The sequence below is a fragment of the Embleya sp. NBC_00888 genome (assembly GCF_045207655.1).
Classification (GTDB): Bacteria; Actinomycetota; Actinomycetes; order Streptomycetales; family Streptomycetaceae; genus Embleya.
The window spans coordinates 3,703,797-3,728,861 of record NZ_CP108785.1; the positions used below are offsets into that span (position 1 = coordinate 3,703,797).

Annotated in this window: 23 protein-coding genes; 20 read left to right on the top strand and 3 right to left on the bottom strand. The window is 72.7% G+C overall.

Annotation, left to right across the window (positions count from 1 at the left end):
- Positions 1 to 73: 73 nt before the first annotated feature.
- Positions 74 to 859 (top strand): SAM-dependent methyltransferase, encoded by a 786-nt coding sequence (locus tag OG948_RS50505; RefSeq protein ID WP_331771805.1) that lies wholly within the window; start codon positions 74 to 76, stop codon positions 857 to 859.
- A 180-nt stretch (positions 860 to 1,039) separates the two neighbouring features.
- On the opposite strand, the gene OG948_RS50510 is transcribed toward OG948_RS50505, so the two are convergent.
- Positions 1,040 to 1,813, bottom strand: a complete 774-nt coding sequence (locus OG948_RS50510; RefSeq protein ID WP_331771806.1) for a DUF4328 domain-containing protein — start codon at positions 1,811 to 1,813, stop codon at positions 1,040 to 1,042.
- A gap of 620 nt (positions 1,814 to 2,433) precedes the next feature.
- On the opposite strand from OG948_RS50510, the gene OG948_RS50515 reads away from it, so the two are divergent.
- The 4 genes from OG948_RS50515 to OG948_RS50530 all read left to right on the top strand — a co-directional run bounded on the left by OG948_RS50515 (position 2,434) and on the right by OG948_RS50530 (position 6,233).
- Entirely contained in the window at positions 2,434 to 2,940 is a 507-nt protein-coding gene (locus OG948_RS50515; RefSeq protein WP_331771807.1) for an FAD-dependent oxidoreductase, read from the top strand.
- Between the two features lie 298 nt (positions 2,941 to 3,238).
- Entirely contained in the window at positions 3,239 to 3,976 is a 738-nt protein-coding gene (locus OG948_RS50520) for an ABC transporter ATP-binding protein (RefSeq protein WP_331773566.1), read from the top strand.
- Positions 3,977 to 3,987: 11 nt separating this feature from the next.
- The gene (locus OG948_RS50525; protein WP_331771808.1) at positions 3,988 to 5,676 is read left to right on the top strand and encodes an FtsX-like permease family protein; all 1,689 of its coding nucleotides are present in this window, start codon (positions 3,988 to 3,990) and stop codon (positions 5,674 to 5,676) included.
- 32 nt (positions 5,677 to 5,708) lie between these two features.
- Positions 5,709 to 6,233 (top strand): SHOCT domain-containing protein, encoded by a 525-nt coding sequence (locus OG948_RS50530; protein ID WP_331771809.1) that lies wholly within the window; start codon positions 5,709 to 5,711, stop codon positions 6,231 to 6,233.
- Positions 6,234 to 6,351: 118 nt separating this feature from the next.
- On the opposite strand, the gene OG948_RS50535 is transcribed toward OG948_RS50530, so the two are convergent.
- Positions 6,352 to 7,254 carry a MerR family transcriptional regulator gene (locus OG948_RS50535; RefSeq protein WP_331771810.1) on the bottom strand — a complete coding sequence of 301 codons (903 nt, stop codon included), beginning with the start codon at positions 7,252 to 7,254 and terminating at the stop codon, positions 6,352 to 6,354.
- Positions 7,255 to 7,344: 90 nt separating this feature from the next.
- Between OG948_RS50535 and OG948_RS50540 the strand changes: the two genes are divergently transcribed.
- The 6 genes from OG948_RS50540 to OG948_RS50565 all read left to right on the top strand — a co-directional run bounded on the left by OG948_RS50540 (position 7,345) and on the right by OG948_RS50565 (position 13,978).
- Complete coding sequence (locus tag OG948_RS50540; RefSeq protein WP_331771811.1) at positions 7,345 to 8,178, top strand: alpha/beta hydrolase; 834 nt, start codon at positions 7,345 to 7,347, stop codon at positions 8,176 to 8,178.
- On the top strand, positions 8,175 to 8,723 hold the full coding sequence (locus OG948_RS50545; protein ID WP_331771812.1) for a nuclear transport factor 2 family protein: 549 nt from the start codon (positions 8,175 to 8,177) through the stop codon (positions 8,721 to 8,723). The genes OG948_RS50540 and OG948_RS50545 overlap by 4 nt, the downstream gene beginning before the upstream one ends.
- 2 nt (positions 8,724 to 8,725) lie before the next feature.
- Positions 8,726 to 9,748 (top strand): LLM class flavin-dependent oxidoreductase, encoded by a 1,023-nt coding sequence (locus tag OG948_RS50550; RefSeq protein WP_331771813.1) that lies wholly within the window; start codon positions 8,726 to 8,728, stop codon positions 9,746 to 9,748.
- Between the two features lie 309 nt (positions 9,749 to 10,057).
- Positions 10,058 to 10,969 (top strand): DUF1028 domain-containing protein, encoded by a 912-nt coding sequence (locus OG948_RS50555; protein ID WP_331771814.1) that lies wholly within the window; start codon positions 10,058 to 10,060, stop codon positions 10,967 to 10,969.
- Positions 10,966 to 12,267: a M20 family metallopeptidase gene (locus OG948_RS50560; protein WP_331771815.1), complete on the top strand. Its 1,302-nt coding sequence runs from the start codon at positions 10,966 to 10,968 to the stop codon at positions 12,265 to 12,267. The genes OG948_RS50555 and OG948_RS50560 overlap by 4 nt, the downstream gene beginning before the upstream one ends.
- 214 nt (positions 12,268 to 12,481) lie before the next feature.
- A complete protein-coding gene (locus OG948_RS50565) occupies positions 12,482 to 13,978 on the top strand; it encodes a purine-cytosine permease family protein (protein WP_406300702.1) in 1,497 nt (498 codons plus the stop codon).
- Between the two features lie 98 nt (positions 13,979 to 14,076).
- Here the strand turns inward: OG948_RS50565 and OG948_RS50570 are convergent, their stop codons facing one another.
- Entirely contained in the window at positions 14,077 to 15,759 is a 1,683-nt protein-coding gene (locus OG948_RS50570) for a PucR family transcriptional regulator (protein ID WP_331771816.1), read from the bottom strand.
- Positions 15,760 to 16,086: 327 nt separating this feature from the next.
- On the opposite strand from OG948_RS50570, the gene OG948_RS50575 reads away from it, so the two are divergent.
- The 9 genes from OG948_RS50575 to OG948_RS50615 all read left to right on the top strand — a co-directional run bounded on the left by OG948_RS50575 (position 16,087) and on the right by OG948_RS50615 (position 24,997).
- Positions 16,087 to 17,748, top strand: a complete 1,662-nt coding sequence (locus tag OG948_RS50575) for a thiamine pyrophosphate-binding protein (RefSeq protein ID WP_331771817.1) — start codon at positions 16,087 to 16,089, stop codon at positions 17,746 to 17,748.
- 109 nt (positions 17,749 to 17,857) lie between these two features.
- Positions 17,858 to 19,297 carry an APC family permease gene (locus OG948_RS50580; RefSeq protein WP_331771818.1) on the top strand — a complete coding sequence of 480 codons (1,440 nt, stop codon included), beginning with the start codon at positions 17,858 to 17,860 and terminating at the stop codon, positions 19,295 to 19,297.
- On the top strand, positions 19,294 to 20,193 hold the full coding sequence (locus OG948_RS50585) for an NAD(P)-dependent oxidoreductase (protein WP_331771819.1): 900 nt from the start codon (positions 19,294 to 19,296) through the stop codon (positions 20,191 to 20,193). The genes OG948_RS50580 and OG948_RS50585 overlap by 4 nt, the downstream gene beginning before the upstream one ends.
- Complete coding sequence (locus OG948_RS50590) at positions 20,190 to 20,966, top strand: creatininase (RefSeq protein ID WP_331771820.1); 777 nt, start codon at positions 20,190 to 20,192, stop codon at positions 20,964 to 20,966. The genes OG948_RS50585 and OG948_RS50590 overlap by 4 nt, the downstream gene beginning before the upstream one ends.
- A complete protein-coding gene (locus tag OG948_RS50595) occupies positions 20,963 to 21,682 on the top strand; it encodes an SDR family oxidoreductase (protein ID WP_331771821.1) in 720 nt (239 codons plus the stop codon). Before OG948_RS50590 ends, OG948_RS50595 begins: the two co-directional genes overlap by 4 nt.
- Complete coding sequence (locus tag OG948_RS50600) at positions 21,682 to 22,263, top strand: SDR family oxidoreductase (RefSeq protein WP_331771822.1); 582 nt, start codon at positions 21,682 to 21,684, stop codon at positions 22,261 to 22,263. The genes OG948_RS50595 and OG948_RS50600 overlap by 1 nt, the downstream gene beginning before the upstream one ends.
- 206 nt (positions 22,264 to 22,469) lie before the next feature.
- Positions 22,470 to 22,766, top strand: coding sequence for an effector-associated constant component EACC1 (locus tag OG948_RS50605; protein ID WP_331771823.1), 297 nt, complete (start codon positions 22,470 to 22,472; stop codon positions 22,764 to 22,766).
- A gap of 7 nt (positions 22,767 to 22,773) precedes the next feature.
- Positions 22,774 to 23,802 (top strand): caspase, EACC1-associated type, encoded by a 1,029-nt coding sequence (locus tag OG948_RS50610; protein WP_331771824.1) that lies wholly within the window; start codon positions 22,774 to 22,776, stop codon positions 23,800 to 23,802.
- On the top strand, positions 23,789 to 24,997 hold the full coding sequence (locus OG948_RS50615) for a trypco2 family protein (protein WP_331771825.1): 1,209 nt from the start codon (positions 23,789 to 23,791) through the stop codon (positions 24,995 to 24,997). Before OG948_RS50610 ends, OG948_RS50615 begins: the two co-directional genes overlap by 14 nt.
- The last annotated feature ends 68 nt before the right edge of the window (positions 24,998 to 25,065 follow it).

The following is a 25,065-nucleotide window of genomic DNA, read 5'->3' on the forward strand; positions in this document are numbered from 1 at the left end:
GGAAGTCCGGCCGACGATCATGGGGGCGACGGTGACGGCGGACCGGTCCGAACGACTCGGCACGGACACATCCTTGGAGATCGGCATCGAACGCGCACATCCCGCGCGCATGTACGACTACTACCTGGGCGGGACCACCAACTTCGACGCCGACCGCGAGGCCGCCGACGCCGCCCTCGCGGCCTTCCCCACGCTACGGACCACCGCCCGGGAGAGCCGCGCGTTCCTGCTGCGTACGGTCGAGCGTCTCGCGCGCTCGGGCATCCGCCAGTTCGTCGAGATCGGTTCCGGCATACCGGTCCCCGGCCGCAACACGCACGACGTCGCCCAGGCCGTCCGCGACGACGCCCGAGTCGTCTACGTCGACAACGACCCGATCGTGCTCACCCTCGCCCAGGCCCTGCTCACCAGCGGCCCGCACGGCAGCGCCGCCTACCTCGATGCCGACCTGCGCGACCCCGAATCGATCATCGAACACCCCGAGTTCGCCCGAACCCTGGACGCCGACGAGCCGGTCGCCCTCCTGCTCGTCGCCTCCCTCCACTTCGTCGCCGATCACCGGGACCCTCTCGCTCCGCTGCGCCGCCTGACCCGACGCCTGCCGCCCGGTAGCCGCCTGGTCATCTCCCACGTGACCGGCGACTACGACGCGCAGGGGTGGGATCGACTGGTCGGCGCCTACGCGGACGCCGGAATCACCGTACGTCCACGCGGACTCGCGGAGGTCACCGCACTCTTCGACGGCTGGGAGATCGAGGCCCCGGGTGTGGTCCCCGTCTCCCGCTGGCACCCCACCTCCGGCACTCCCATCGACCCCGCCCTCGTCTCCTGCTACGGAGCCGTAGCCCGCAAGAACTGAACCCGCGCCCTAGACACGGGATTTGCGGACTCCGGGCACGCGGCCCACCAACCTGCTCGGTGGCCTCGGGTGAAGGTGTCGGGGACCGCTCGGGAACGCGCCCCTCCCGGGCTGTGATCGACGCGCGGCGGGCGGGTGACCGCCCCCCCCGCGCGACGGCCCTGTCGCGGGCGTCGCCGATCAGGTGGGCTGCTTCGTCTGATTGCTCGGCGCGTATTGCGGTCGGGGCGGTGGCTGCGGGGCGTCGGGCAGGCGCGCGGGAGCGATCGCCCGGGCGGTCGGGTGGCCGTGGGCCGGCGGTGTGTGGGCGTATTGCGGCGGTCCGAACCTGGCCGCGACCATGCGGTGTTCGCGTTCGGTCTGGAAGCGCGTGATGCGTGCGACAACGGCGATGAGAAGGCCGGCGGCGATGGTCGTGATCAGGTAGTCGCCGGCGAGCCAGGTGTCCGCGGTGCGGGCTGCCTCGGCATAGGGGATGGGGTTGAACGTGTCGTCGGAGAGGTCCGGCTCACCGTCGGGTCGGACGTGGCGGGTGTAGACGTACAGCGGGATCACGCACATGAGGGTGGCCCACCAGGCCCACACCAGGCGGAGCCCGCCGCGCTCGGGGGCGTTGTCGGGGTGGGGCGGGCGCGGATCGCTTGCGCGCCAGATGTCCCGGGTGACCAACATCGGGAACCACAGGTTGACCACGGGGCAGAACCAACCCCCTACCGACCAGCCGGAGGACAAGGTCCGAGCCCGGCGGTCGGGATACGTGTCGATGTTGGTGCGTGCCAGGTAGAACCAGATCAGGAAGACCACGAACAGGGCGAGAATCGGGATCGCGCTCACGCGCCACAACAGGGTCACCGCATCGCCGACCCGGTAGGGATTCCCGTCGGGAGCCCGCCCGTGTGCGATGTCGTCCCACTGGGAGGCGCGTTCGAGGAGCCAGACTCCGGAGAACGCCAAGAGGGCGACTTGGAATCCCAGGAGGGCGTACAGCGCGATCGCGAGCCCGCGCAGCGAGCGCGGGTGGGGCGTCGGGGCGGGCCAGGCCGGGTGGGGCCAGGGGTGGGGCCAGGCGTGGGCAGTCGGTGACCCGTGGACCGGGGGTGCGAAACCGAATTGCGCGGGCCAAGGGCCATGAGGGCCGCGGGGGTCCTCCCCGGGGGGCGGGACGACGCTCCGGAGAACGCAGTCGGTGCAGCGGCCGGGCATGCCGGATGGCCCGCCACACGATGAACACAGCACTGTCTTCGGTCCCCTGTCGATGATCGCGGGGTGTTCGCGCGCGTCCTCGCGTCGCCGATTCCCGCCGGCCTCGTGTCGTGCACGGGCGGCCACGGACATCATGTCGTGGAACGTCGCCCCACGTCACGGGGGTTCGAGCACGGACCGAATGATCCCGATCCGCCGAGAGCGAGCACCGTGGGGCGAGCGCCGGCCCGCACAACCTCGCGCACCGCGCACCGCACGCGGCCCTTCGAGGAGGGTCCACTCGAACGCCGCGGCACGGTGACGCGGACCGGTGGACGGCGACACGTGACCCCACGGCGACATGCGAGCTGCCGGCGGCACAAGGCGGCTTCATGGCGGAGTTCCCCGGCAAGATCGGGCTGGAGTACCGCAGTCGGTGGTGGGAGGACGACTTCGCGATCTACGGCGGCCTCACCTCCTACGGTGCGGACGGGTCGCTGTGGTATCCGTCGTACGACCACCATGGCGAACGCGGCGTGATGGTCGCCTACTTCGAGCGGGCGGAGACCACGGTCCAGGGACTGCCGCCGGCCCAGCGGTCGGCCGAGGCGGTGCACCGCAACGTGCGTGTGCACGGCCCGAAGGCGCCTACGGAGCCGGCGAGTTCGCTCTCGGTCATGTGGAGGCTGGAGCCGTTCGTCGAGGGCGGCCGGCAGGCGGCCGATGCGCAGAACAACGGCGCCGTCAACACCCCGCGCTTTCGTCCGCTCACCGATCCGAGCGGGAGGGTCTTCTTCGCCGGCGACTGGCTGAGCAACATGTCGGGCCGGCAGCACGGATCGATGGTGTCGGCGCGGCATGCGGTCGAGAAGCCGCACGCGCGGGTCCTGGCCGCGTGATCCGGCGCACCTGACGGTGTAGGGCGCGACGTACGACGCGACGGTGTCCCGTCCACCCTGGGGCTGATGCGCTCCTACCCCACATGGTTGACGTCGGCGTCGGAGCGTCCCGTTAAATTAGACCGACTCGTCGATCTATTATTTCGTTCGCCCCTCGGGGCGGGCCTGTCCGCGCCTCGAACGAGGCGCGGGCCGTACCGATGGAGAACCCATGAGCACACCCCGCCACAGCCGCACCGCCGGCCCACGTCCACCGTCGGCCGGCGGCGCACCGGACGCCGCCGTGGCCACGAACCTGATGAAGGTCTACGGCGAGGGAGAGACCGAGGTCAGGGCCCTCGACGACGTGTCCGTGGGCTTTCGCGCCGGCGAGTTCACCGCGATCATGGGCCCCTCCGGCTCCGGCAAGTCGACGCTCATGCACTGCATGGCGGGCCTGGACAAGATCTCCTCGGGCTCGGTCCGGCTGGGCGACGTCGAACCGGCCTCGCTCGACGACACCGGTCTCACCCACCTGCGGCGCGACAGGCTCGGTTTCATCTTCCAAGCGTTCAACCTGCTCCCGACGCTGACCGCACTGGAGAACATCACCCTGCCGCTGGACATCGCCGGACGGCGGGCCGACCCCGGGTGGCTCGACAAGGTCGTGGAGACCGTGGGACTGGGCCACCGCCTCGACCACCGGCCCACGCAACTGTCCGGCGGCCAACAACAACGCGTCGCGTGCGCCCGGGCCCTGGCCGGCCGACCCGAGATCATCTTCGCGGACGAGCCCACCGGCAATCTCGACTCGCACTCGGGCACCGAGGTGCTGAACTTCCTGCGCGCGTCGGTCACCGAATCCGGTCAGACCATCGTGATGGTCACCCACGACGCGGTCGCCGCGTCGTACGCCGACCGGGTGCTGTTCCTGGCCGACGGCCGCATCGTCGACGACATGGCCGAGCCCGGCTCCGACCGGGTGCTGGAGCGCATGCGCCGGTTCAACCGGAAACCGGACGACGCCGCGCCCGCCGTCTCCGCCCTCTCCCTCTGAAGGACCCGACCGTGCTTCGCACTTCCCTGCGCAACCTCGTCGCCTACAAGGTGCGCCTCGCTCTCACCGCGCTCGCCGTCGTCTTCGGCGTCGCGTTCGTGGCGGCCGTGCTGGTCTTCGGCGACACGCTCAAGCAGGCCATGACGGACGCCGCGCTGCGCGAACACCGCGGCATATCGGTCGACGTCCGCGGCACCAAGTACGCCGTCGACCACCTTCAGATCCCGCCCCTGGACGAGCCGCTCGCGGCCAGGCTCCGCGCGTTGCCCGGCACCGCCTCGGTCACCGGTCACGTCACCGGCTTCACCGCCGTGGTCGACCGCGCCGGCGCGCTCGTCCGCAAGAAGACGAGCGCGATCGGCGCCAACGCGGTGCCCGGTCCGGACGGCAAGGACCCCAGATACCCGCTGATCGCCGGACGCCTGCCCGTCAAGGCGGGCGAGGCGGCGCTCGACGAGCGGACCGCCAAGGCCGCCGGGTACAAGGTCGGCGACCGGGTCCGGATCGTCGCGCGCGGGCCGGTACTGGATCAGACCGTGGTCGGCGTCTTCACCACCGACAGCACCGCCGTCGAGGCCGGCGGCTCGCTCACCCTCCTGGACACCGCCACAGCGCAGGAGCTCTACCTGGAACCCGGCGTCTACGGCGAACTGCGCCTGAACGCACGGCCGGGCACCTCCCAGGAGCAACTGCGGGCGGCGGCTGCCCCGTTGCTTCCCGGCGGTGCCGAGGCCCTGACCGGCGACAGGCTGCGTCAGGACGACCGGAACAAGGTGAACAAGGAGATCGCGTCGCTGCGCACGCTGCTCCTGGTGTTCGCCGGCATCGCACTGTTCGTCGGCAGCTTCATCATCGCCAACACCTTCGCCATGCTCGTCGCCCAACGCACCCGCGAACTCGCGCTGTTGCGCGCCATCGGTGCCACCCGCAGGCAGGTGACCCGCTCGGTGATGTTCGAGGCCCTGGCGGTGGGCGTGGTCGCCGGACTCGGCGGGTTCGTGATCGGCATCGGGCTCGCGATCGGCCTGCGCGGCGTGCTCAACGGTGTCGGGGCCAACCTCACGCCCGGGCCGACCGTCGTCGCCGGCACGACCGCGCTGTGGAGCCTGCTCGTCGGCATCGGCGTCACGCTGCTCGCCGCGTGGCTGCCGGTGCGTCGGGCCGCCAAGATCCCGCCCGTCGCGGCGTTGCGCACGAACCTGCCGCCCAGTACGTCGAGCCTGCGCCGGCGCAACATCGCGGGCGCGCTGACCCTCGCACTCGGCGGCGCCGTCCTGCTCGCCGGCATCAAGGGCTCGGCGACCGGCAACCCCAAGGTGTTCACCGTGATGGGCGGCGTCAAGGGCATGGCCCGCTCCACCAAGGACCTCACGGTGGTCGTCCCGTGGGACCGGGTGCTGATCTTCCTGGTCCTGGCCGCGATCGTGGGCGTGCTCGCGGCGGCCTGGCCCGCCCGACGCGCCGCGAGGCTCGACGTGCTCACGGCGCTGCGCACCGATTGGACACGGCGCGTGGGACGCGCGGCGCTGCCTCGGCCGCGCTGCCTCGGACCCGGCGACTCGTGCCCCGGTCGCGCCGTCCACGCGGCCGGGGCCCGTGGCCCGTACGCGCCGACCCAGGCGCGATCGGGTGCCGCGCGGATCCGCCCTCGGGGCGGCGGCCGGGCTCGGGGAACGGCCGCGAAGGCCCCATGTCGGTAACGGAATTCGATGAACACAGGGGTGATGGAAAGATGGACTGGGGAGACCTCGCAGACATCGCGCTCGACCGGCTCGGCGGCGCGAACTCGATGACGCGCGACATCGCCGAGACCGCCGTGCCCGGCGAGGTCCCGCTGCTGGTGACCTCCGCGCGCGCCCGTCAGGAGTGGACCAACGGAACCCTGGTGCTCACCACGCGCCGACTGGTCTACACCAAGGAGGGCAGGCCCGCGGTGGCGGTGCCGTTGGCGGGCATCGCCGAGGTCGAGGTGGGCCGATCCCGGCTCACCGGGAACATCGTCAAGGTCACCGCCGTCACGGGCGACCACGCTTGGGAGAACGTCGCCGAGGTCGCGACCTTCGCCGCACGGCTGCGCGACGCCGTCGCCGCCGCCGCGAGTGCGGAGCGGACCCTCGGCCGGGCGGGTACGCCCGGCCGGCCGCAGGACGAGCCGTTGCTGCTCGACCGGATCGAACGTCTGGTCGTGCTGCACCGCCACGGCGCCCTGACCGACGAGGAGTTCGCCCAGGCCAAGCGGCGGCTCCTCGGCGGCTGACGTCGTCGGTGCCTCCCGGCGCGCACCTCCGTCGCCGGGGGGTGGCCGGGCCCGGGGCGGTGACCGCGCTGACGGTCGGGGCGGTGGCCGCGCCCGGCTCCGGATCCCGGACGCGGCACTAGGACGGCTCGTCGGGGGCGGGGGCGGGTGCGGCGGGGTCGTCCGGTGCGGTGAACCCGGACGCCGCGCGGATGATGCGCCTGGTCATCGGGTCCGACCAGGCCTTGGGGGAGAGCACCTCGATCCAGATCGCGCGCACCGTCTTGCGGCCGACGTTCTCCCAGGAGATCAGGGTCCGGGACGGGAAGGAGACCGAGTCGCCCTCGGCGACGTCTATCGGCTCCGCGACCTGCGCGTGGTCGCCGAGCCCGCCTCCCACCCGGAAGCGCAGGGACCCGGACATCAGGAAGGCGAAGGTCTCCCCGGGCCGGGAGTAGGGGCCGCCGCTGGAGCCGCGCGGCGGAATGGACAGCAGGGCCGGTTCGAGATCGTGGCCGGGGAGGAGGAGTTCCTCCCACTGGACGCCGCCCTCGAGGACGACGGTGGCCCGCTCGTCGGCGCGTACGACGCTCGCGTTCGTCTTGGTGAAGGACGCGAGGCTGCTCATGGGAACGCCGAGCGCGTCGGTGATGCGCGCGATCAACTGGGTCGAGGCCCGTTCGACGCTGCGTTCGATCGAGGACAGGTGGGACACCGACGTGTCCGTCATCGCCGCGAGTTCCTTGAGCGAGAGGCCGCTCGCCTGGCGCGCGCGGCGGAGTCGACCGCCGTCGGCGGCCTCGTCCGTGGGGGCCGGGGTGTCGGGGCTGCTCAGCGAGGTGCGAATGGCCGCGGGGTTCCAGCCGTGCCGCTGTCGCAGGTCGGCGATCCGGCGGGCACGGCTCACGTGCTCGGGGCCGTAGCGGCGTTGCCCGCCGGCCGTTCTGTCCGGCACGAGCAGGTCTTGTTTCTCCCACGCCCGCAGGGTCTGGGGACTGACCCCGACCTCGGCGGCGACATCGCCAATGCTTCGCCAACTCATGCTCGGAGTCTAGGGCGGCCCAAGCCCGGAGTCTCGACAAACTTACATCGTTACTGTAACTATGGCGCCCCAAGCGGAGAGGGGAGCCCAATGTCATCCGTGGATCGCATCTTCTTCGGAGCAGGCTCGGGGTCGGCGTTGTCGCGGCGAGGCGGAGCGGCCGGCTCCCCGACGGTGCTCTTCGTCCACCCGGCCAACCTCCAGGCCCGGTGTTGGCAGGAGGTTCTGGCGGCGGTGCCGGCCGAGTGGAGGTGCCTGGCGATCGACTTGTCCGGGCACGGGTCCTCGGTGCGCCACGACACCTACGGCGTCGACCGGTGGGTGCGGGAGTGCGTCGAACTGCTCGACGCCGCCGAGGTCGCGGACATGCACCTGGTGGGCGCCTCGGTCGGCGCGGCCGTCGCGGTGGAGCTCGCCGCGGCACACCCGGACCGGGTCCGCAGCGTCACCACGGTCGGCGGCGCCTTCCGTGCGGCCGAGCCGGCCGACTCGCACGCGTTCCTGGCGGCCGTCGCCGCCAAGGGCACCCGGGCGGCGGTGCTGGACATCCTGGCGAGCGAGGCCGGCATGGACGCCGCCCTGGTCGCCGCCGTCGCCGCCGACATCAGCGTCAACTCCGACGAGGAATCGGCGCGCATCTGGACCGCGGCCGCCGTGGCCGCGGGACTGCGCGCGGCGCCCCGACTGCGCTGCCCGACCCTCGCGATCGTCGGGGACCAGGACGTGGGCTGCCCCGTCCGGGACTCCCGCGCCTTCGCGGAACTCACCGGCGGCCGGCTCGCGGTCATCGTCGGACACGGACACCTGCCGATGTACACCGCCCCCGCCCGGGTCGCGGCGTACCTCGGATCCCTCGTCGACGCAACGCGGCCCGACCGCGCCCCCCATCGACGTCTCACCACCGGAACAGGAAGCCAATCATGACCGAAACCACGTTCGCCGAGCGCACGGCGCCCGCAGCGGACATCGCCGAGATCCGCAGGCTCCACACGCAGTGGTGGGAATCCAACATCGGCTGGGACATCGACCGCATGGTCGAGGTGTTCCCGTCCCCCGGCGACGAGTACCTGATGTTCAACTTCAACGGGCACCCGTACTTCAACATGACCGAGAAGGTCGCGCTGTGGAAGTGGTACCGCGAGATCATCGCCCAGACGGGCGGCCTGACGACGCGGATCATGCGCCTGGAGGTACGCGGCGACACCGCCTGGCTGGCCTGCGAGTTCACCGTCGAGGCGGAGATGCTCGACGGCGGGGAGTGGACCGCGGACTCGGTCGAGGCGACGGTGGGACGGGCCACCGAGATCTACCACCGCGACAACGGGCAGGGCGCACCCGAGTGGCGCATGTGGCACACCCACATCACCGCGCTGCCCGACCTGGACGAGACCCGGCCCGGCTTCGACGACTCCACCAACAGCCGCGGCCTGGGCTGGGTCCCGTGGAACCCGCTCCCGAAGGGCGTCTGAGCATGGGTATCGCCGACGGTTCCGCGCGCGCGGCCCAAGGATCCCCGCGCATCGCACTCGTGCTCGGCAGCTCGCAACGTCCGGCCGAGATCGTCGCGGCGGCCAAGGCCGCCGAGCGCGGCGGCTTCGACGAACTCTGGGTCGGCGAGGACTACTTCTACACCGGCGCGATCGCCTCGGCCGGCGCCGTCCTGGCCGCCACCGAACTCCCGGTCGGGATCGGCATCGTGCCCACCACCTCACGCCATCCCGCGCTCCTGGCGATGGAGTTGGCCACCCTCGCCGGGCTGTACCCGGGGCGGCTCAAGGCCGGTGTCGGCGCGGGCGTGCCGGACTGGCTGGACCAGATGGCGATCCGATCGAGGAAGCCGCTGTCCTCGGTGCGGGACGTGATCGCCGGGCTGCGTACCCTCCTCGCCGGGGAGACGCTGACCGTCGAGGCGTCCTCGTACCAGGCCCGGGAGGTGCGACTGGCCCATCCGCCCGCGGTGGTGCCGCCGATCCTGGCGGGTGTGGGCGGGCCGAAGGCGCTCGCCATGTCGGGCGGGTCCGCCGACGGGACCGTGCTCTCGGTGCTCGCGGGAACGGAATACGTCAGGTGGGCGGCCGATGCCGTGGCGGCCGGCGGCGCCGGTCCCACGCACGACCTGGTGGCGTACGTCCTGTGCTCCGTCGACGACGATGCCGCCGTCGCCCGCGAGCGGTTGCGCGAACTCTTCGGTCTCTACCTGCTGGCCGGACCGCGCAACCCGATGACCGAGGCGCACGGGATCGCGGACGCGGCCGAGGCCCTGGCCGCGCTGGACTTCGACGACGCCGTGCGGGCGATTCCGGACGCGTGGATCGACGAACTGGCGGTCGTGGGCACGCCCGATGACTGCGCCCGCAGGATCGCGCTGCTGGCCGAGGCGGGAGCGCACTGCGTGGCGCTGTGTCCGCTGCCCGACCAGGACGCCGAGGCGCAGGTCGACCTCCTCGCGCGCGAACTCCTGCCCCGGGTCCGGGCGGTTCGCTCCGCGGGGTGATATGTCGCGGGGCCGGGCGGGCCGGACCCGGGTGCGGAACCCGGGCCCGGGGGCGTCGGTTCGGCCGCGCGACACGATTCTCCCGGGCGGGATCCCTCGGCCCGCCCGGGCTCGACGGCCCGATGGGCGCCGGCGCGCCCGACCGCCGCCCGACCGCCGCGGCCGAGAGCGGTGCGACGGCGCTTCGAGGTCGGGTGGTGGTCGACCCCGAGGTTCGGGGCCGCCACCCCGCACGGCACCGGGTGGTGGTCGACCCCGACAGCGGGGCCGCCGCGCCGGTACAGCACGCACCAGCGATGGGAGACACCGATGACCTATTCGATAGTGAGCTTCGATCCGCACGACGGTTCGCTCGGATTCGCGGCGCAGTCGCACTTCTTCGCCGTGGGTTCGGTGGTCGGCGACGCCGAGGCCGGCGTGGGCGTCGTGGTCAGCCAGGCCTTCGCCAACACCGATTGGCCGCACGAGGGGCTGGCGATGTTGCGCGCGGGGGCCGCGCCCGACGACGTGCTGGCGACGCTGACCGCGAGCGATCCGCTGGCCGACTACCGGCAGGCCATCGTCATGGACGCCGGCGGCGGCTACGCCTGCTTCACCGGTGACCGATGCGCGCCGCACGCCGGCGTCGCACGCGGCGAAGGTGTGGCCGTGGCCGGAAACATGCTGGCCTCGGACGGCGTGTGTGCCGCCGTGCTGACGGCCGCCCACCACGACCCGGGAACGGCGCACGCCCGGCGCCTGGTGTCCGCGCTCCAGGCGGGCGAGCGCGCCGGCGGTGACGCGAGGGGATCGCAGTCGGCGGTCCTGAAGGTGGTGAACGGCGTACGCGGCGAGCGGCCCTGGCGGCACGTGCTCGCCGACATCCGGGTCGACGACCACGCCGACCCGGTGGGCGAGTTGCGCCGCCTGTTGCCCGTGCACGAGGGCTTCCGGGCGATCGGGGCCGCGTTGTTCGCCCCGCCGCTGGTGATCGGCGACGCGTCGCGGATCACCGCCGCCGATGCCCGGGCGATGGTCGAGGCGCTCGCGGGCGTCGCGCCCGGCCTGGGCGCCAACCGCGAGGCGGACCTGTGGCGGGCGGTCATCCTGCTGCGCTGCGGCGAGAGCGCGGCCGGCGGCGCGCTGCTCGCGGAACTCACGGCCGATCGGCCGCAGTTGGGCGAGTTCGCGCGTGGTCTCCAGCGGATCGGGATCCTGCCGACGGTCGAGGTGCGGCCGTGAGGCCGCCCCGGCCCGGGGGGTTCGACGCGAACCGCCCGCGCCCCGCGGTGGACACGTTCGTGCGGGTCGACCGGGTGCGCGAGACGGCGGCCGAATTGGTGCGCATCGACACCCGGAACCCGCCCGGCAGGGAGTCCGCGGCCGTGCCCGCGTTGTTGGAACTGCTGGGTGCGATCGGTTGTGCCACCGAGGTGTTCACGTCGCGATCCGGGCGACCCTCGGTGCTCGCCGGCTACGGCCGCGTCGCGCCGGGCCGCCCGACACTGCTGATCAACGGCCACGTGGACGTCGTACCGGTGGCCGAGTCGGACTGGACGGTGCCCCCTTTCGAGGGTGTCGTGCGCGACGGGCGCCTGATCGGGCGCGGTGCGGCGGACATGAAGGGCGGCATCGCCGCGGCGATCGAGGGGTTGCGCGCGTGCGTCGACTCCGGCATCGACCTCGGCGCCGACATCGTCTTCCACCTCGTCGCCGACGAGGAGACCGGCGGCGTGCACGGGACGGAGGAGCTCGTGACCGCCGGTGTGGTCCGGGCCGACGCGTGCATCGTTCCCGAGCCGACCGACCTGCGGCCGGCCGTGGCCGAACGCGGCTCCTGGCAGGCCCGGATCGAGGTGTCGGGCACGGCCGGGCACGGTGGCGACCCGGCGCGGGGACGCTCGGCGGTCGCGGACGCGGCCCGCGTCACCACCGCCCTGCATCTGGCCCGCTTCCACGACGTCCCGCATCCGCTGCTGGGCAGCCCGACGTGCAATGTGGCGATGGTGCGCGGCGGGGTCGCCGCCAACGTGATCGCGCCGAACTGCGTGCTGACCATCGACCGGCGCACACTGCCGGGGGAGACGGCCGACGACGTGCACGCCTCGATCGTCCGCACGATCGACGCGGCCTGCCCGGATGTCGACTACCGCGTGGTCCCGACGTTCTTCTGCGAGGCGTCCGAGCTGCCGCTGCCACACCCCTTCGCGGACTTCGTCGACATGTGCCGTCCCGGCGAGGCGCGGGACGACGCGGGCTTCGTGGGGCTGTTCCTCGGCTCCGACGCGCGCTTCCTGCGCAACCGCCTCGCGATTCCCACCGTCGTCTACGGGCCGGGGTCGATCCGGCAGGCGCACGGCGCCGACGAGTGGGTGGCGATCGAGGACCTGGCCTCGGCCGCGCGGACCTTCGCCCGCGCGATGGCGGGGTTCGCCGACTTCGTGGCAGGCACCGGCGCCCGGGAGGGATCGCGGGCGCGGACACCACGGACGTCGTCGTCGTCGACGGCAGCCGAGCGCGCCGGGCAGCCGCGCGACTGACCGGAACCCGACCCTCGCGGTCGGATGAGCACGATCAGGCGCCGCCGGACCCGCTCGGGTCCCGCCGGCGCCGGGCGCGCCGACGGGTTCGCGCGCGACCCGTCGGCGCGGGGATCGGCGACCGCGCCGCACCACGTCTTTGCCGCAAAACCACCCATTGCGCAGACAAACCTACAGGAAAAGTGTATGTTCTGCGCCACATGAAGGAGGGCACATGGCTGACCAGTCAGACGCGGTGACAGGCCGGCGGGCAGCAGGAACCGGGACCGCCCGCGGCCCGGTGTTGGAAACGCGTTCGATCGACTACGTCCCGCAGTCCGAGCGGCACGGCCGTGCCTGGCACCAGGCGCCGTTCTGGTTCACCGGGCAGTTCGTGCCGACCACGATGGTGGTCGGCTTCGCGGGACCCGTCATGGGACTGTCGATCGGCTGGTCGATCGCGGCCACCGTACTCGGCGTCCTGTTCGGCACCTGCTTCATGGCGTTCCACGCGAACCAGGGGCCCACCATGGGCCTGCCCCAGATGATCCAGTCGCGCGCCCAGTTCGGCACCCGGGGCGCGTTGGTGCCGATGCTCGCGGTCATCTGCGTGTACATCGGCTTCAGCGCGTTCGGCGTGCTGCTGGCCTCCCAGGTGCTCGAATCGGTGCTGCCCGGCTCGGCGACGCTGTGGGCGGTCGTCATCGTCGTGCTCGCGGCGACCGTGGCCATCGTCGGCTACGACCTGCTGCACGCCGTGCTGCGGCTGCTGCCGTACCTGGTCGTCCCCGTGTTCGCGGTCCTCACCGTGCTGGCGCTGACGCACCTGGAGCCGCACCCCGTCCCGCACGACTCCGCCTTCACCCCCGCCGCGGCACTCGCCCAGTTCGTCGCCGCGGCCGGCTACCAACTCGGGTACGCCGTCTACGTCTCCGACTACTCCAGATACCTGCCCGCGGATACCTCCGAACGCGGGGTGATCGGCTGGACGTACGCCGGGGCCGCGCTGTCCGCGATCTGGCTCATGGTGCTCGGCAACTTCATCGCCGGCTCGGTTCCGGTGCCCGACGCGCTGGTCAACCTCCAGGACATCGGCGACACCCTGTTCGACGGCTTCGGCAAGACCGCCGTCGTCGCCGTCCTGGTGCCCAGCGCGATCGCCATCATGGGCGTCAACCTCTACGGCGCGATGCTCTCGGGCCTGAGCATCGTGCAGGCCTTCCGCCCCGTCGCGCTGACCGTGCGCACCCGCGTCACCGGCATCCTCGCCGGCGCGGCGATCGCACTCGCGGTGGCCGAGGGCCTGCCGTCGAAGTACCTCGGCAGCTTCAACGACTTCATCACCCTGATCCTCTACGTCCTGGCGCCGTGGACCGCGGTCAACCTGATCGACTACTACTTCGTGCGTCGAGGCCACTACGCGATCACCGAGATCTTCAGCCCCGACAGCATCTACGGACGCTGGGGCATCCGCGGCCTGCTCTCCTACGCGCTGGGCGTCGCCGCCCTGGTGCCGTTCATGGTCACCGGCTTCTACACCGGCCCGATGGTCGACACCCTCGACGGCGCGGACATCGCCTTCGTCGTCGGACTGGTCGTCTCCGGCGCGGCCTACTGGATCACCACCCGGGGCCTCGACCTCGCCGCCGAACAACAGGCGGTCGAGCGCAGCAAGACCCACCTGGACGGAGCGGACGCCGTCGTACGCGCCCGACCTCGCACGACCGGCTGACCGGTCCTCGGAGTCGACCCGCCCGTCGGGAGCCCTGCCTGGCTCGCGGCGGGCCACTCCGCGTTCGACCACTCCGCGTTCGACCACTCCGCGTTCGGCTATGGCGCGTCCGGCCGCGCCGACGGTGGATCCGCCGGCTCGGCGCCCGGTCGTTCGCCCGGCAGCCAGCGCAACGCGAACCACAGCTCCATCCGCACGTCCGCGTCCCCCAGGTCCAGATCCAACAGGTCGCCGATCCTGCCGACGCGTTGGCGCACGGTGTTGCGGTGCAGGCCCAGCGCGGTCGCGGTGCGATCCCAACTGCCGTGATGGGCGAGCCACGTGCGCAGGGTCTCCACCAGTACGTCGTACCCGGGCGAGGGCGCGTCGGCCAGCGCCGTGAACCGGGCCCGCGCCAGCGCCGCCGCGTCGGCCGCCGGGACCAGCGAATGCACGCTCAGATCCTGCTCCCGATGCCGCCCGGTGGGCACCCCCGCCGCGAGCGCGTGCCGCAGCGCGCGCTCGGCCTGATTGGCCGCCACCGCGAGGTCGGCCGTCGCGGACGGCGCGCTGAAACCCAGCGTCCAGCCGAGCCGGTGCGCCGCCGCGGGATCCGGCGTCGGCGCGCCGGGGGTCACCGGCACGAGCGCGTACACGTCCCGCTCGCGCAGATCCAGGTACGGTGTGGCCAGGGCGGTGCCCAACGCCGCCAGTTGCACCGCGTCCTCGCCCGCGTCGAGCCCGCGCCCCGAGCGTTGCCGGCCCAACCGCCCGCGGACCACGACCCAGCACGCCCCGGGCGTGGCCGGCAACAACAACGACGCCACCTCCCGCGGCGACCCGCCGAGCATCAGCCGCACCAGCGCGGCCGAACTCTGGCTGTCGCCGCCGAGCGCGTGCCGCGGACTGGTCAGCAACGACAACAACACGGCCGCCACCGCCGTCACCGAGTGCTGGACCGCCGTCGGCGCGGTGCCCGCGACCACCCCGATCGCCGGCGGCGCCGCGCCGCCCTCGGCACCGGGCAGCGCGTGCACCGTCAGATGCAGCCCGCCGTGGTGATCGGCCGCCGTCGTCGGCGCGATGCGACCCCGACCGGCCCCGCCGTCGCGGGTCTGCGCGATCGTGCGCGCCATCAACGCGCGCAGCCGCTCCGGCGCCGCCGGATCCGGCCGAACACCCGCCGCCACCAACTCGTTGCCGACCGGATCCAGCAGCACGGTCCACGCGTCGAGCTGCACGGCGAGCCGATTGAGCACCGAGCGCAGCGCGTCGGCCCGGACCGCGGCGGTGACCAGCGCACCCTGCGCCTGGCTGATCCGGCGCAGGTCCCGGTAGCGCGACTCGGTCATCGCGGCGTGCGCCGCCCGGCTGACCGCGACGAACGGCGTGCCGTCGGGCACCCGCAGCAGGGGCAGCCCGTGCCGGTCGCACGCCTCGACCAGCGCCGCCGGCACCTCGTCGTACACCGGAACCAGGCCGAAGCCCAGGGCACTGGCGCCCGCGCGGGCGATCCGCCCCGCGTACGCGTCGATGCCCTCGGGCGTCTTGGGCAGCGGTACCCCGGCGGTGAGCAGCAGTTCGCCGCCGATCAGGTACGGCGTCGGATCCTCCAACTCGGTGACGCCGGTGGTGGACACCGGTCGGTCCTCGCGCGGCCCGGCGATCTGCCGCAGCCCCAGCGCCGGGTCGGCGAGCAGCACACTCAGCGGGACGCTGGGCACACTCGGCGTGTTCGCGATGTCCGGCCCGTCGCCGGTGCGGTCGGCCGGACGGGGCACGGAGGAGTCGACCGACGGCATGGCGACCCTTCCCGGTCGGGATGATTCATCTATTTTGAATCATGATAATGGACGGAAGAGCCACTTCTCCGGTGTCCCCGCCCGGACGTAGGTTCATATCCACAAGGCGAGCGGTCGCGACGGCGAACCCGGCACGACGAGCGTCGCCGACCCCGCCGTTCCGGGCTCCGGCCCCGGCCCCGGACAGCGCCCACGCTGTCCCCGCCTCCTCGACATTCCCGTTCCGCAGGCGATTCCTGCCGCCCTTGCGAGGTCCCCCGTCATGAGTTCCATCGCCGTACGCGGCCCCGTCGACCCCTTCCCAACGCCGCTCGTCCGGGAGCGGGCGTGACCGCGCGCCGCGACCCCGAGGCGCCCCGCAGCCGCACCGGCGGCGACCTGGTCGTCGAATCGCTGGTCAACCTGGGCGCGGATCACGTCTTCGGAGTACCCGGACAACACGCGCTCGGCCTGTTCGACGCGCTGCGCCGCTCGGCACTGCGCTACGTGGGCCTGCGGGTGGAGAACAACGCGGGCTTCGCCGCCGACGGCTACGCGCGCCGCGCCGACACGGTGGCCCCGCTGCTGTTGTCCACCGGCCCCGGCGCGCTGACCGCGCTGCCGGCACTCCAGGAGTCGGCCGCCGCCTCGGTGCCGGTCCTGGCCGTCTCCAGCCAGATCCCCTCGGCCGGACTCGGCGGCCGACGACGCGGCTATCTGCACGAACTGGTCGACCAACAGGCGAGCTTTCGCGACGTGGTCAAGTCCGTGCACCTGGTGGGCGCGGCCTCGCAGATCCCCTCGGCGCTGGCGGCCGCGTGGGAGTCCGCGCTGACCCCGCCGTACGGCCCGGTGTGGGTGGAGATCCCACAGGACGTGCTGCTCGCCGCGACCGAGGTGCCCCGGGTGACCGGCCTGCGGGCGCGTCCGCGGATACCGGCGGCCCGACCCGAACTGCTCGCCGAGGCGGCCGCGCTGCTGGTCGCCGCCGAACGGCCGGTGATCCTGGCCGGCGGCGGCGTGGTCCGGGCCGGGGCGAGCGCGGAACTGCTGCGCCTGGCCGAGCTGTTGGATGCCCCGGTGGCCTGCACGTTCGGTGCCAAGGGCGCCTTTCCGTGGGCGCACCCGCTCTCCCTGCAATCCTGGTTGGAGGACCGGCACACCACCGAACTCCTGGACGACGCCGACGTGTTGCTCGTGGTCGGCTCCGGACTGGGCGAGCTGTCCACCAATTACCACACGCTCGCGCCGCGCGGCCGGATCATCCAGATCGAGGCCGACCCGGGCAAGTTGGAGGCGGGCCATCCCGCCTTCGGCATCCACGCCGACGCGCGCACCGCGCTGGCCGTGCTCGGCGACTCGGTCTCGGCCCGATCGCCCGGGCCGGGTGCGGCGATCGCCCGCAAACTCCGCGACCTGGTCGCCGCGCGGATCGCCGACCAGGGGCTGGACCTGGAACAGGGCGTGCTGGCCGCGGTGCGGGCCGCGCTGCCCGACGACAGCCCGGTCTTCTTCGACATGACCATCCTGGGCTACTGGGCCTGGTCCGCGTGGGACGCCCGCCGGCCCGGCGCGATGCACTCCGCGCAGGGCGCGGGCGGACTCGGCTACGGCTATCCGGCCGCACTCGGCGCGGCGGCGGCCGAGCCGGGGCGTGCGGTGCTCGCGGTGTCCGGCGACGGCGGCGCGATGTACTCGATCGCCGAACTCGCCACCGCCCGCCAGGAGAACCTGAACGTGACGTGGCTGATCGTCGACGACGGCGGCTACGGAATCCTGCGCGAGTACATGACGGACACCTTCGGCGCGGCGACCGGGACCGAGCTGGCCCGCCCCGACTTCGTCCGGCTCGCCGAATCCTTCGGCGTGCCCGCCGTGTCCACCACGCCCGCCGCGCTGGAGCGCGATCTCGCGGCGTCCCTGGCCGCGTCCGGCCCCCGGGTGGTCGTACTCCCCGCCGTGCTGCGGATGTTCGCGCCCACCCACACGGAACGGACCGACGGCGGATGAGCGCGCGCCCGGGTCCCGACGAGGCCCGTCCCGCACCTCTCGACCACCCCACACCTCTCGACCATCCCGACCACCCCCACCGCATCCCGGCCACGCGAGGAGCAGCACGATGAGAACCGACGACCGAGTCCCGGCGGAACGGCCGGCAGCGACCGGCCTCAAGGCGAACGCCATCGGGCTTCCCGGGGCCATCATGCAATCGGTGACCACGATGTCCCCGGCCATCACGGTCGCGTTCACCGTGCCCTTCCTGGCCGGCACCGCCGGCGTGGCAAGCCCGTTGGTGGTGCTGCTCGCCGCCGTGGTGTCCTACCTGCTCGGCTACACGCTCGCCCAACTGGCCCGGCACATAACCTCGGCCGGGACCTACCACAGCTTCGTCAGCCGACTGCTGGGCCCGCGCTGGGGATTCCTCGCCGCGTGGGCGTACCTGCTGTTCTATCCGGTCGCCACCGCGATGTTGTGCGGACTGTTCGGCTCGACCACACATCGGGTGTTGCTGAGCGAGTACGGCTGGGACGTGCCCTGGTGGGCGCCGATGATGCTGCTGTTGGTGGGCATCGCGGCACTGGCCTACCGGGGTGTCGAACTGGCCGTCGGCGTCACCGTGGCGCTGGGCGTGTTCGAGATCGTGGTGATGGTCGCGCTCTCCGTCTGGGGGCTGTTCCAACCGGGCGACGGCGGGACCAGCCTGTCCTGGCTCGGCGGGAGCGGGGCGCCCACCGGCAACGGCTTCTTCCTCGGCTTCGTGTTCAGCATCTACACCTACACCGGCTGGGACGCGGCCGCCTCGCTCGGCGAGGAGACCGCGGACCCGCGCCGCAACATCCCCAAGGCGGTGCTCGGTTCGATCGCCATCCTGGGCGTGTTCGTCGTGCTGACCACGTGGGGACAACTCGCCGGGTGGGGGACCCGCGACATCCAGGGGCTGGTGGAGTCCGAGCAGATCCCGATGTTCGTGCTCGCGCACAAGTACTGGGGCGCGCTGTGGTTCCTGGCCCTGTTGGCCCTGCTCAACTCGATCGTCGGCGGCGCCATCGCGTGCATGAACGCCTCGGCCCGGTTCATGTACGGGATGGCCCGCACCGGCGCGCTGCCCAGGCCGCTGGCGCGGCTGAGCCGGCATCAGACGCCGGTCGCGGCGATCGGCGCGCAGACGGTGATCAACGTCGTGGTCGGACTGGCCATGATCGGCACGGTCGGGCTGTACAACGTCTACTCGTTCACCGGGCTGATGTTCACCTTCGCCCTCGCCGTGGTGTACCTGATGGGCAGCGTCGCGGTGTGGCGGATGTACCGGACCATGGCGCGGGAGGAGTTCGGTTGGATCAAGCACGCCGTGGTGCCGTTCCTGGGCAGCGCCGCGCTGGTCCTGGTGGCGTACGAGTCGCTGGACCCGCTGCCGGAGAGCCCGTTCGTGTGGGCGCTGCCGGTGGTGGTGGTGTGGATGGTCGGTGGCGTGATCCTGCTGCTCGCGCGCCGGCGCGGGCTCGACGAGGAACCGCGCCCGGCCGAGCCCTCGACCACGATCTCGGGAGCGGCGGCATGAGCGCCCGGGGCAAGCGGGTCGTGGTCACCGGCGGTTCCGGTCGGGTCGGCCGGTACGTACTGGCCGAACTCGCCGACACGCACGACGTGCTCAACGCCGACCTCGGCCCGCGCGCAGGCGGTCCCGACGCACCGTTCCGCCGGGCGGACATCCTCGATCCGGCGAGCCTGGCCCAGGCGTTCGCGGGCGCGGACGTGGTGGTGCACCTCGCCGGGATCGACTACGACTGGGCCACCGACCCCCGGACCTGCGTCACGGTGAACACCCTCGGCTGCTGGAACGTGCTCCAGACGGCCCGCGAACAGGGCGTCGCCCGGGTGGTGGTGTGCTCCAGCGTCGCCGCCACCGGGCTGCACGAACTGCGCGCCGGTTGGGTGCCGACGCGCCTGCCGGTCGACGACACGCACCCGAGCCGGCCGGTGGACGCGTACGGCATCAGCAAGGCGATGGTCGAGGTGACGGCGCGCGGTTTCGCCGATGCCGGTGACGTCGAGGTGGTGTGCCTGCGCCCGTGCGCGGTGGTCTTCCCGGAGAACCTGCACACCTTCGTCGCCGCGCCGGCGGGCGGCCCGCGCACGCTGCACGACTACGTCACCGCCGAGGACGTCGCCCGGGCCTTCCGGGCGGCCGTCGAGACCACCGCGCCCGGCTTCGGGCCGTACCTGCTCGCCGCCGCCGACAGCGCCCACCCCGACCCGACGCTCGACTGGTACGCCCGCGAGGTGGGCGAGTTGCCCGCCGACACCGACCGGGAGCGCTTCGCCCGTGACCCGCACGCCGGTGCGGTCGGCGCCGACGCGGCGCGCGCGGCGCTGGGCTGGGAGCCACGCGGGCGATTCGCCGACCTGATCACCCGTCATCACGAGACCCTCGACCAGCGGAGGAAGAAGCCATGACCGACCGGACTCGGCTGCGCGACCTGACCGGCCCCCGGATCGCCGCCCGGGCGGCGCACGAGGTGCTGTTCCTGCCACTCGGCTCGATCGAGCAACACGGCCCGCACCTGCCGGTGGACACCGACACGCACATCGCCGAACGCTTCGCCGCCGCCACCTGCGCCCGAACCGGCGGGCTGGTCGCGCCCGGCTTCGTCTACGGATCCCGTTCCCGCCCGATCAGCGGCGGCGGCGAACGGTTTCCCGGCACGGTCTCACTCAGCGCCGCGACACACAGTGCGATCGTCGCCGACCTCGTGGTCAACTACGCCCGACACGGACACCGGCGGATCGTACTGGTCAACGGCCACTTCGAGAACACCGCACCGGCCGTGGAAGGAGTCGATCTGGCACTCGAACGCGGCGCCGACGCGCAGGTGTTGGTGGTGAACTGGTGGGAGGTGATCGGCACCGACGCGCTGGATCGCATCTTCGCGGGCGACTTCCCGGGCTGGGAGGCCGAACACGCCGGGATCGTCGAGACGTCGCTGATGCTGCACCTGGACCCGGCCCGGGTGCACGCAGACGCGATCAGCCCGCTGACCGTCGCGATCACCCCACCGCCCTACACGGTGTTGCCGGAACGACCGGGCCTGGTCGACCCGTCCGGCGTGCTGCGCACCGCGCACGGCAGCTCGGCCGCGATCGGCGAGGCGATCTTCACGAGCACCACGGACGCGCTCGTCGCGGTGGTGCGAGCGGAGTTCGGCCCGGCCGAGGCGGAGGGTCGATGAACACGGGTACGGGCGACGGCGCGCCGGCCCGGGTGGCCGTGGTCAGTGGCGCGGCGGCCGGCATCGGGTTGGCCTGTGTTCGCGAACTGCGCCACCAGGGCTGGCTGGTGGCCGGTTGCGACCTGCGCGCCGGTGGCGCGGCGGACCTGGACGCGGTGGTGGACGTCGCCGACCCGGTGGCGGTCGCGCGCTTCGTCGACGAGGTCACCGCCGTATTCGGGCCGCCCACGGGCGTGTTGAGCGCCGCCGGATACGTCGAGGAGATCCCGCTCGCCGAGATCTCGCCCGCGGCCTTCCGGCGCATGCTCGGCGTGCACCTGGGCGGCCTGCATCACCTGACCCGGGCCACGCTGCCGGCCATGCTGGAGCGCGGCCACGGCGCGATCGTCGCGGTGGCCTCCGAACTGGCCATCGCCGGGGGCGAGGACGCCGCCCACTACGTGACCGCCAAAGGCGCCCTGCTGGGCCTGACCCGGGCGCTGGCCGCGGAACTGGCGCCCACCGGCGTGCTGGTGAACGCGGTGGCCCCCGGCCCCACCGACACCGCGATGCTGGCCGCCGGCACCGTGTGGCGCGATCCGGCATACCTGGCCACGCTGCCCACCGGGGCACTGGTGCAACCGGAGGAGATCGCGCTCACCGCGGCCTTCCTGTTGTCCGGCCGAGGCGCGCTCACCGGACAGGTCGTGTCCCCCAACGCAGGAACGGTGATCTGATGGAGCTCTCCTCGTCGAATCAGGCCGTGCTCGTGGGCCTGGCGCCCGAGATCGGCCGGGCCCTGACGCGGGCGTCGAGCGCGCGCGGCGCCCGGGTGACGGCGCCCGGCGACCGGGGCGGATCGGCGCCCGATCTCTTCGTGATCGGCGTCGCCGAGCCGCAACCGGCCGCCGACTTCGCGGACATCGACCCGACGACCTGGTGGGCCGACGTCGAGCGTCGGCTGTCCGCGCTGTTCGACCGGGCCCAGGCGGCGGGTCGGGACCTGGCCGCCGGGGGCGGAGGGCGGATCGTCCTGGTGGTCGACGCGCGCGGTCTGGCTGGGGCGGCGGGTGCCACCGCCGACGCGACGGTCGGCTCGGCGGCGATCGCGCTGACCAAGTCGCTGGCTCGGGAGTTGGGACCGGCGGGCGTGGCGGTCAACGCGGTCGCGGTGTCGGCACCGCCCCAGGAGGGCTTCACCGAACCCACACCGGACGAGATCGCCGAGACGATCGCCTTCCTCGCCGACCCCCGTCTCCCGTCCCTGACCGGCCAGATCCTCCCCTGCACGGGCGGTACCGTCCGCACGCGCGGGTAGGCGTCACGCGGACGCGCCCGGTCCGGGCGCGGACGTGCCCGAGGTTCTGCCGGCAGCCCGAGCGCCGCGCATTGCCGCGTTCGCAGGACGTTCGGTCCCGCGCCTCATATCCTCACGGGGAGTGCCGAGCGACGGGGGGCTGCCATGCGGGTCACGATCCGGTGTGTCGCGGAGGGGGACGACGATCTCTCCGCCGAACTGTGCGAGTGGCTGGTCGATATCCCCGAGGCACGCAGGCACGCAGGCACGCGACACCCGAGGTCAAGCCGGATAAACCCGCGCCGGGCCAACTCGGCGTCCTGGCCGTGGTGACCCTTGTCCTGACCGTCGGGTTCAACGCGAGCTCGTTGGGCGTCGCGATCGCGGCGTTTCGCGAGAACCGGCGTCGTGAGGGCGCTCCGAGAATCACGGTCACCGTCGAGAAGGACGGCAAGGAGTTCGCGGTGACCGGTACCGACCCGGACGAGATCCGGCGCAAGCTCGACGAGTCGACCTCGGCCTGAGCGATCCATGCGTTCACTGCGTCCGGGTGAGTCCCGCGCGGTGCTGATCGGCGTCGCCGACTACCCGGACGGCGGGGATTTCGCGAGCGTCGAGGCGGCACTGCACAACGTCCTGCGCTTGAAAGGCCTGCTCACCGACCCGGCGTACGCCGGGTTCCACGGCACGCCCGAGTACACCCGCTCGCTGGTCAACCCGCAGACCGGCGAGGGGGTGCGTGCCGCGGTCAAGCGCGCGGCCGAGCAGGCGACCGACGTGCTGTTCGTGTACTACGTGGGGCACGGCTCCCGGGTCGGCATAGAACGGGAGCTGTATCTGACGTCGTGCACGACAGCCGGCGCCGAATCCGTCGTGACCACCGGGCTGCGCTACACGGTCCTGCGCGATCTGCTGCGGGCGGCGCGCGCCCGCGTGGTCGTACTGGTCCTGGACTGCTGCTTCAGCGGAGTCGCCGCCAAGGTACTCGGCGGCGACGACGCCGTGGTCGAGGAACTCGCGGAGGAGGAACTCCTCGACCGGGCCGCCCTGAAGGAGGACGTCGACGATGGTCTCCTCGACGGGGTGTGCGTCCTGGCGTCGAGCGGACCCACGCAGACCTCCGGGGCCGACGGTGTGCTCGGGGCCGCCGATCTCACCACGTTCACCGGTCACTTCGTCGCATCGTTGGAGAATCGTGAGGACAACGACCGCGAACCTCTGCTCCTGAGCACACTGTTCCTGCGCACCGAGCGGCGCATGCACAGGGCGAAGGTCCCGCAGAAACCGGTGATGGCGATCGTGGGGACCGCCGACAGGCTGATCATGCGTCAGGCGGCCGTCGTTCCGGCACCCGCGCCCATGGAAGGGGTCGCCGCCGACCCCGCGCCCGTGCCGGGCGACGACGCGCGTCCCGAGAACGACGCGCGACGCCTGCTGACCTGGCGCACCCCGGCGGGCGACCTCGACGTCTTCGACCCGGCTCTGGCCGAGCGGATCATCGCATTGCACCAGGGGGCGTTCGAGGAAAAGTGGAAAGGAGGCGACGATGGGCAGCGTTAGTCCGCGCCTTGGACAGGCGTTGGAGTACCTGCGGCGCCGAGCCGCCGCGGACCCCGGCGCGTTCGCGGACTTGGCGTCCCTGGCGGCCTTGGCATTGCAGGCGAGCACGCAGTCCCGGGACGCGGGGGATCTGCGCACGGCCCTGGCGCTCGGCCAGGAGTCGGTCCGTGCCGCCCGCCTCGCGTTGGCTCGCGCTCCAGACGGCGGACACGAAGCCCTGTACAACCGAGCTCTGTTGCATCTCGCCGATTGCCTGGTCGCCGCCGAATCCCCGCTGGAGGCTTCGGACATCGTCGACGAGGCCGTGGAATCGGCCCGTTCGAGGGCGGCCGGGTCTCCCGACGATCCGGAGTCGTGGCGGGTGTTGGCGGGCGCTCTGGACATGCGGGCCGGGTTGATCGCGGCGCAGGGTGACCTCGCGGGCGCGATGGAGCACGCGGACGAGGCAGTCGCCGCGTACCGGGCTCTGACCCGGGCCACCGGTCACGGGCCCGAGGAGACGATGCTGCTCGCCAAGGGGCTCCACAACCGTGCGGTGACCTCGGGGGCCGCCGGCGACCTCGCGGCGGCACAACGCGACGTGGCGGAGGCGATCGACCTGTATCGCGCGGCGATCTCGGCCGGGGCGCGGCATGGCGAGGCGTTGCTCAGCCGGGCGTTGCAGGCCCGAGCCGCGATCGGGGAAGCGGTCGGGGCGTCAGCGGGGGACGACGCGGGCGAGCAGGCCGCGCACGCCTACGTCCAAGCGGTGCTGCACGACCCGCGCGTCGCAGCGGTGGACTTCGGCACCTCTTCCAGCAGCGTGCGTTTGACGGGGTTCGGTTCGCAGGAGCCGGACGACATGCAGCCGGGGCTCCCTGAGGATTCCCCCAAGGAAGGAACCAAGGCAGTGGCGGAACAAAGCAACACCTATGTGGACCTGGCCACCGCGATCGAATCGGTGCGCGATGAACTCAGGGCGGCGGCCCACCATGCTGCCGGGAGCGATCTGCAGTTCGAAGTGGGCACGGTGGAACTGGAGTTCGGAGTCGAGCTGCGAACGGACGCCGCTCGCGGCGGCGGTGTGCGGGTGATGGTTCTCGCCGGCGGACCGGAGAAGGCGTCGAGCGCCGCACAGCATCGCATCCGACTCGAATTGACGCCCAGGTCCCGCTCCGGAGACCTGATCGTCGGGGGTGCGCCCTTCGAAGTCTGAGCGCCGCACGTCTCGGCGCGCCGCACGTCTCGGAGCGCCTCGACGGCGGGCCGACGGCGGGCGGGCGG

Bases quoted from the DNA above. Each gene is read 5' to 3' on its own strand.
- OG948_RS50550 (WP_331771813.1), top strand. From the start codon at position 8,726: ATGGGTATCGCCGACGGTTCCGCGCGCGCGGCCCAAGGATCCCCGCGC.
- OG948_RS50530 (WP_331771809.1), top strand. From the start codon at position 5,709: ATGGACTGGGGAGACCTCGCAGACATCGCGCTCGACCGGCTCGGCGGC.
- OG948_RS50615 (WP_331771825.1), top strand. From the start codon at position 23,789: ATGGGCAGCGTTAGTCCGCGCCTTGGACAGGCGTTGGAGTACCTGCGG.
- OG948_RS50555 (WP_331771814.1), top strand. From the start codon at position 10,058: ATGACCTATTCGATAGTGAGCTTCGATCCGCACGACGGTTCGCTCGGA.
- OG948_RS50595 (WP_331771821.1), top strand. From the start codon at position 20,963: ATGAACACGGGTACGGGCGACGGCGCGCCGGCCCGGGTGGCCGTGGTC.
- OG948_RS50590 (WP_331771820.1), top strand. From the start codon at position 20,190: ATGACCGACCGGACTCGGCTGCGCGACCTGACCGGCCCCCGGATCGCC.
- OG948_RS50535 (WP_331771810.1), bottom strand. From the start codon at position 7,254: ATGAGTTGGCGAAGCATTGGCGATGTCGCCGCCGAGGTCGGGGTCAGT.
- OG948_RS50515 (WP_331771807.1), top strand. From the start codon at position 2,434: ATGGCGGAGTTCCCCGGCAAGATCGGGCTGGAGTACCGCAGTCGGTGG.
- OG948_RS50610 (WP_331771824.1), top strand. From the start codon at position 22,774: ATGCGTTCACTGCGTCCGGGTGAGTCCCGCGCGGTGCTGATCGGCGTC.
- OG948_RS50580 (WP_331771818.1), top strand. From the start codon at position 17,858: ATGAGAACCGACGACCGAGTCCCGGCGGAACGGCCGGCAGCGACCGGC.
- OG948_RS50520 (WP_331773566.1), top strand. From the start codon at position 3,239: ATGAAGGTCTACGGCGAGGGAGAGACCGAGGTCAGGGCCCTCGACGAC.
- OG948_RS50545 (WP_331771812.1), top strand. From the start codon at position 8,175: ATGACCGAAACCACGTTCGCCGAGCGCACGGCGCCCGCAGCGGACATC.
- OG948_RS50540 (WP_331771811.1), top strand. From the start codon at position 7,345: ATGTCATCCGTGGATCGCATCTTCTTCGGAGCAGGCTCGGGGTCGGCG.
- OG948_RS50565 (WP_406300702.1), top strand. From the start codon at position 12,482: ATGGCTGACCAGTCAGACGCGGTGACAGGCCGGCGGGCAGCAGGAACC.
- OG948_RS50570 (WP_331771816.1), bottom strand. From the start codon at position 15,759: ATGCCGTCGGTCGACTCCTCCGTGCCCCGTCCGGCCGACCGCACCGGC.
- OG948_RS50585 (WP_331771819.1), top strand. From the start codon at position 19,294: ATGAGCGCCCGGGGCAAGCGGGTCGTGGTCACCGGCGGTTCCGGTCGG.
- OG948_RS50600 (WP_331771822.1), top strand. From the start codon at position 21,682: ATGGAGCTCTCCTCGTCGAATCAGGCCGTGCTCGTGGGCCTGGCGCCC.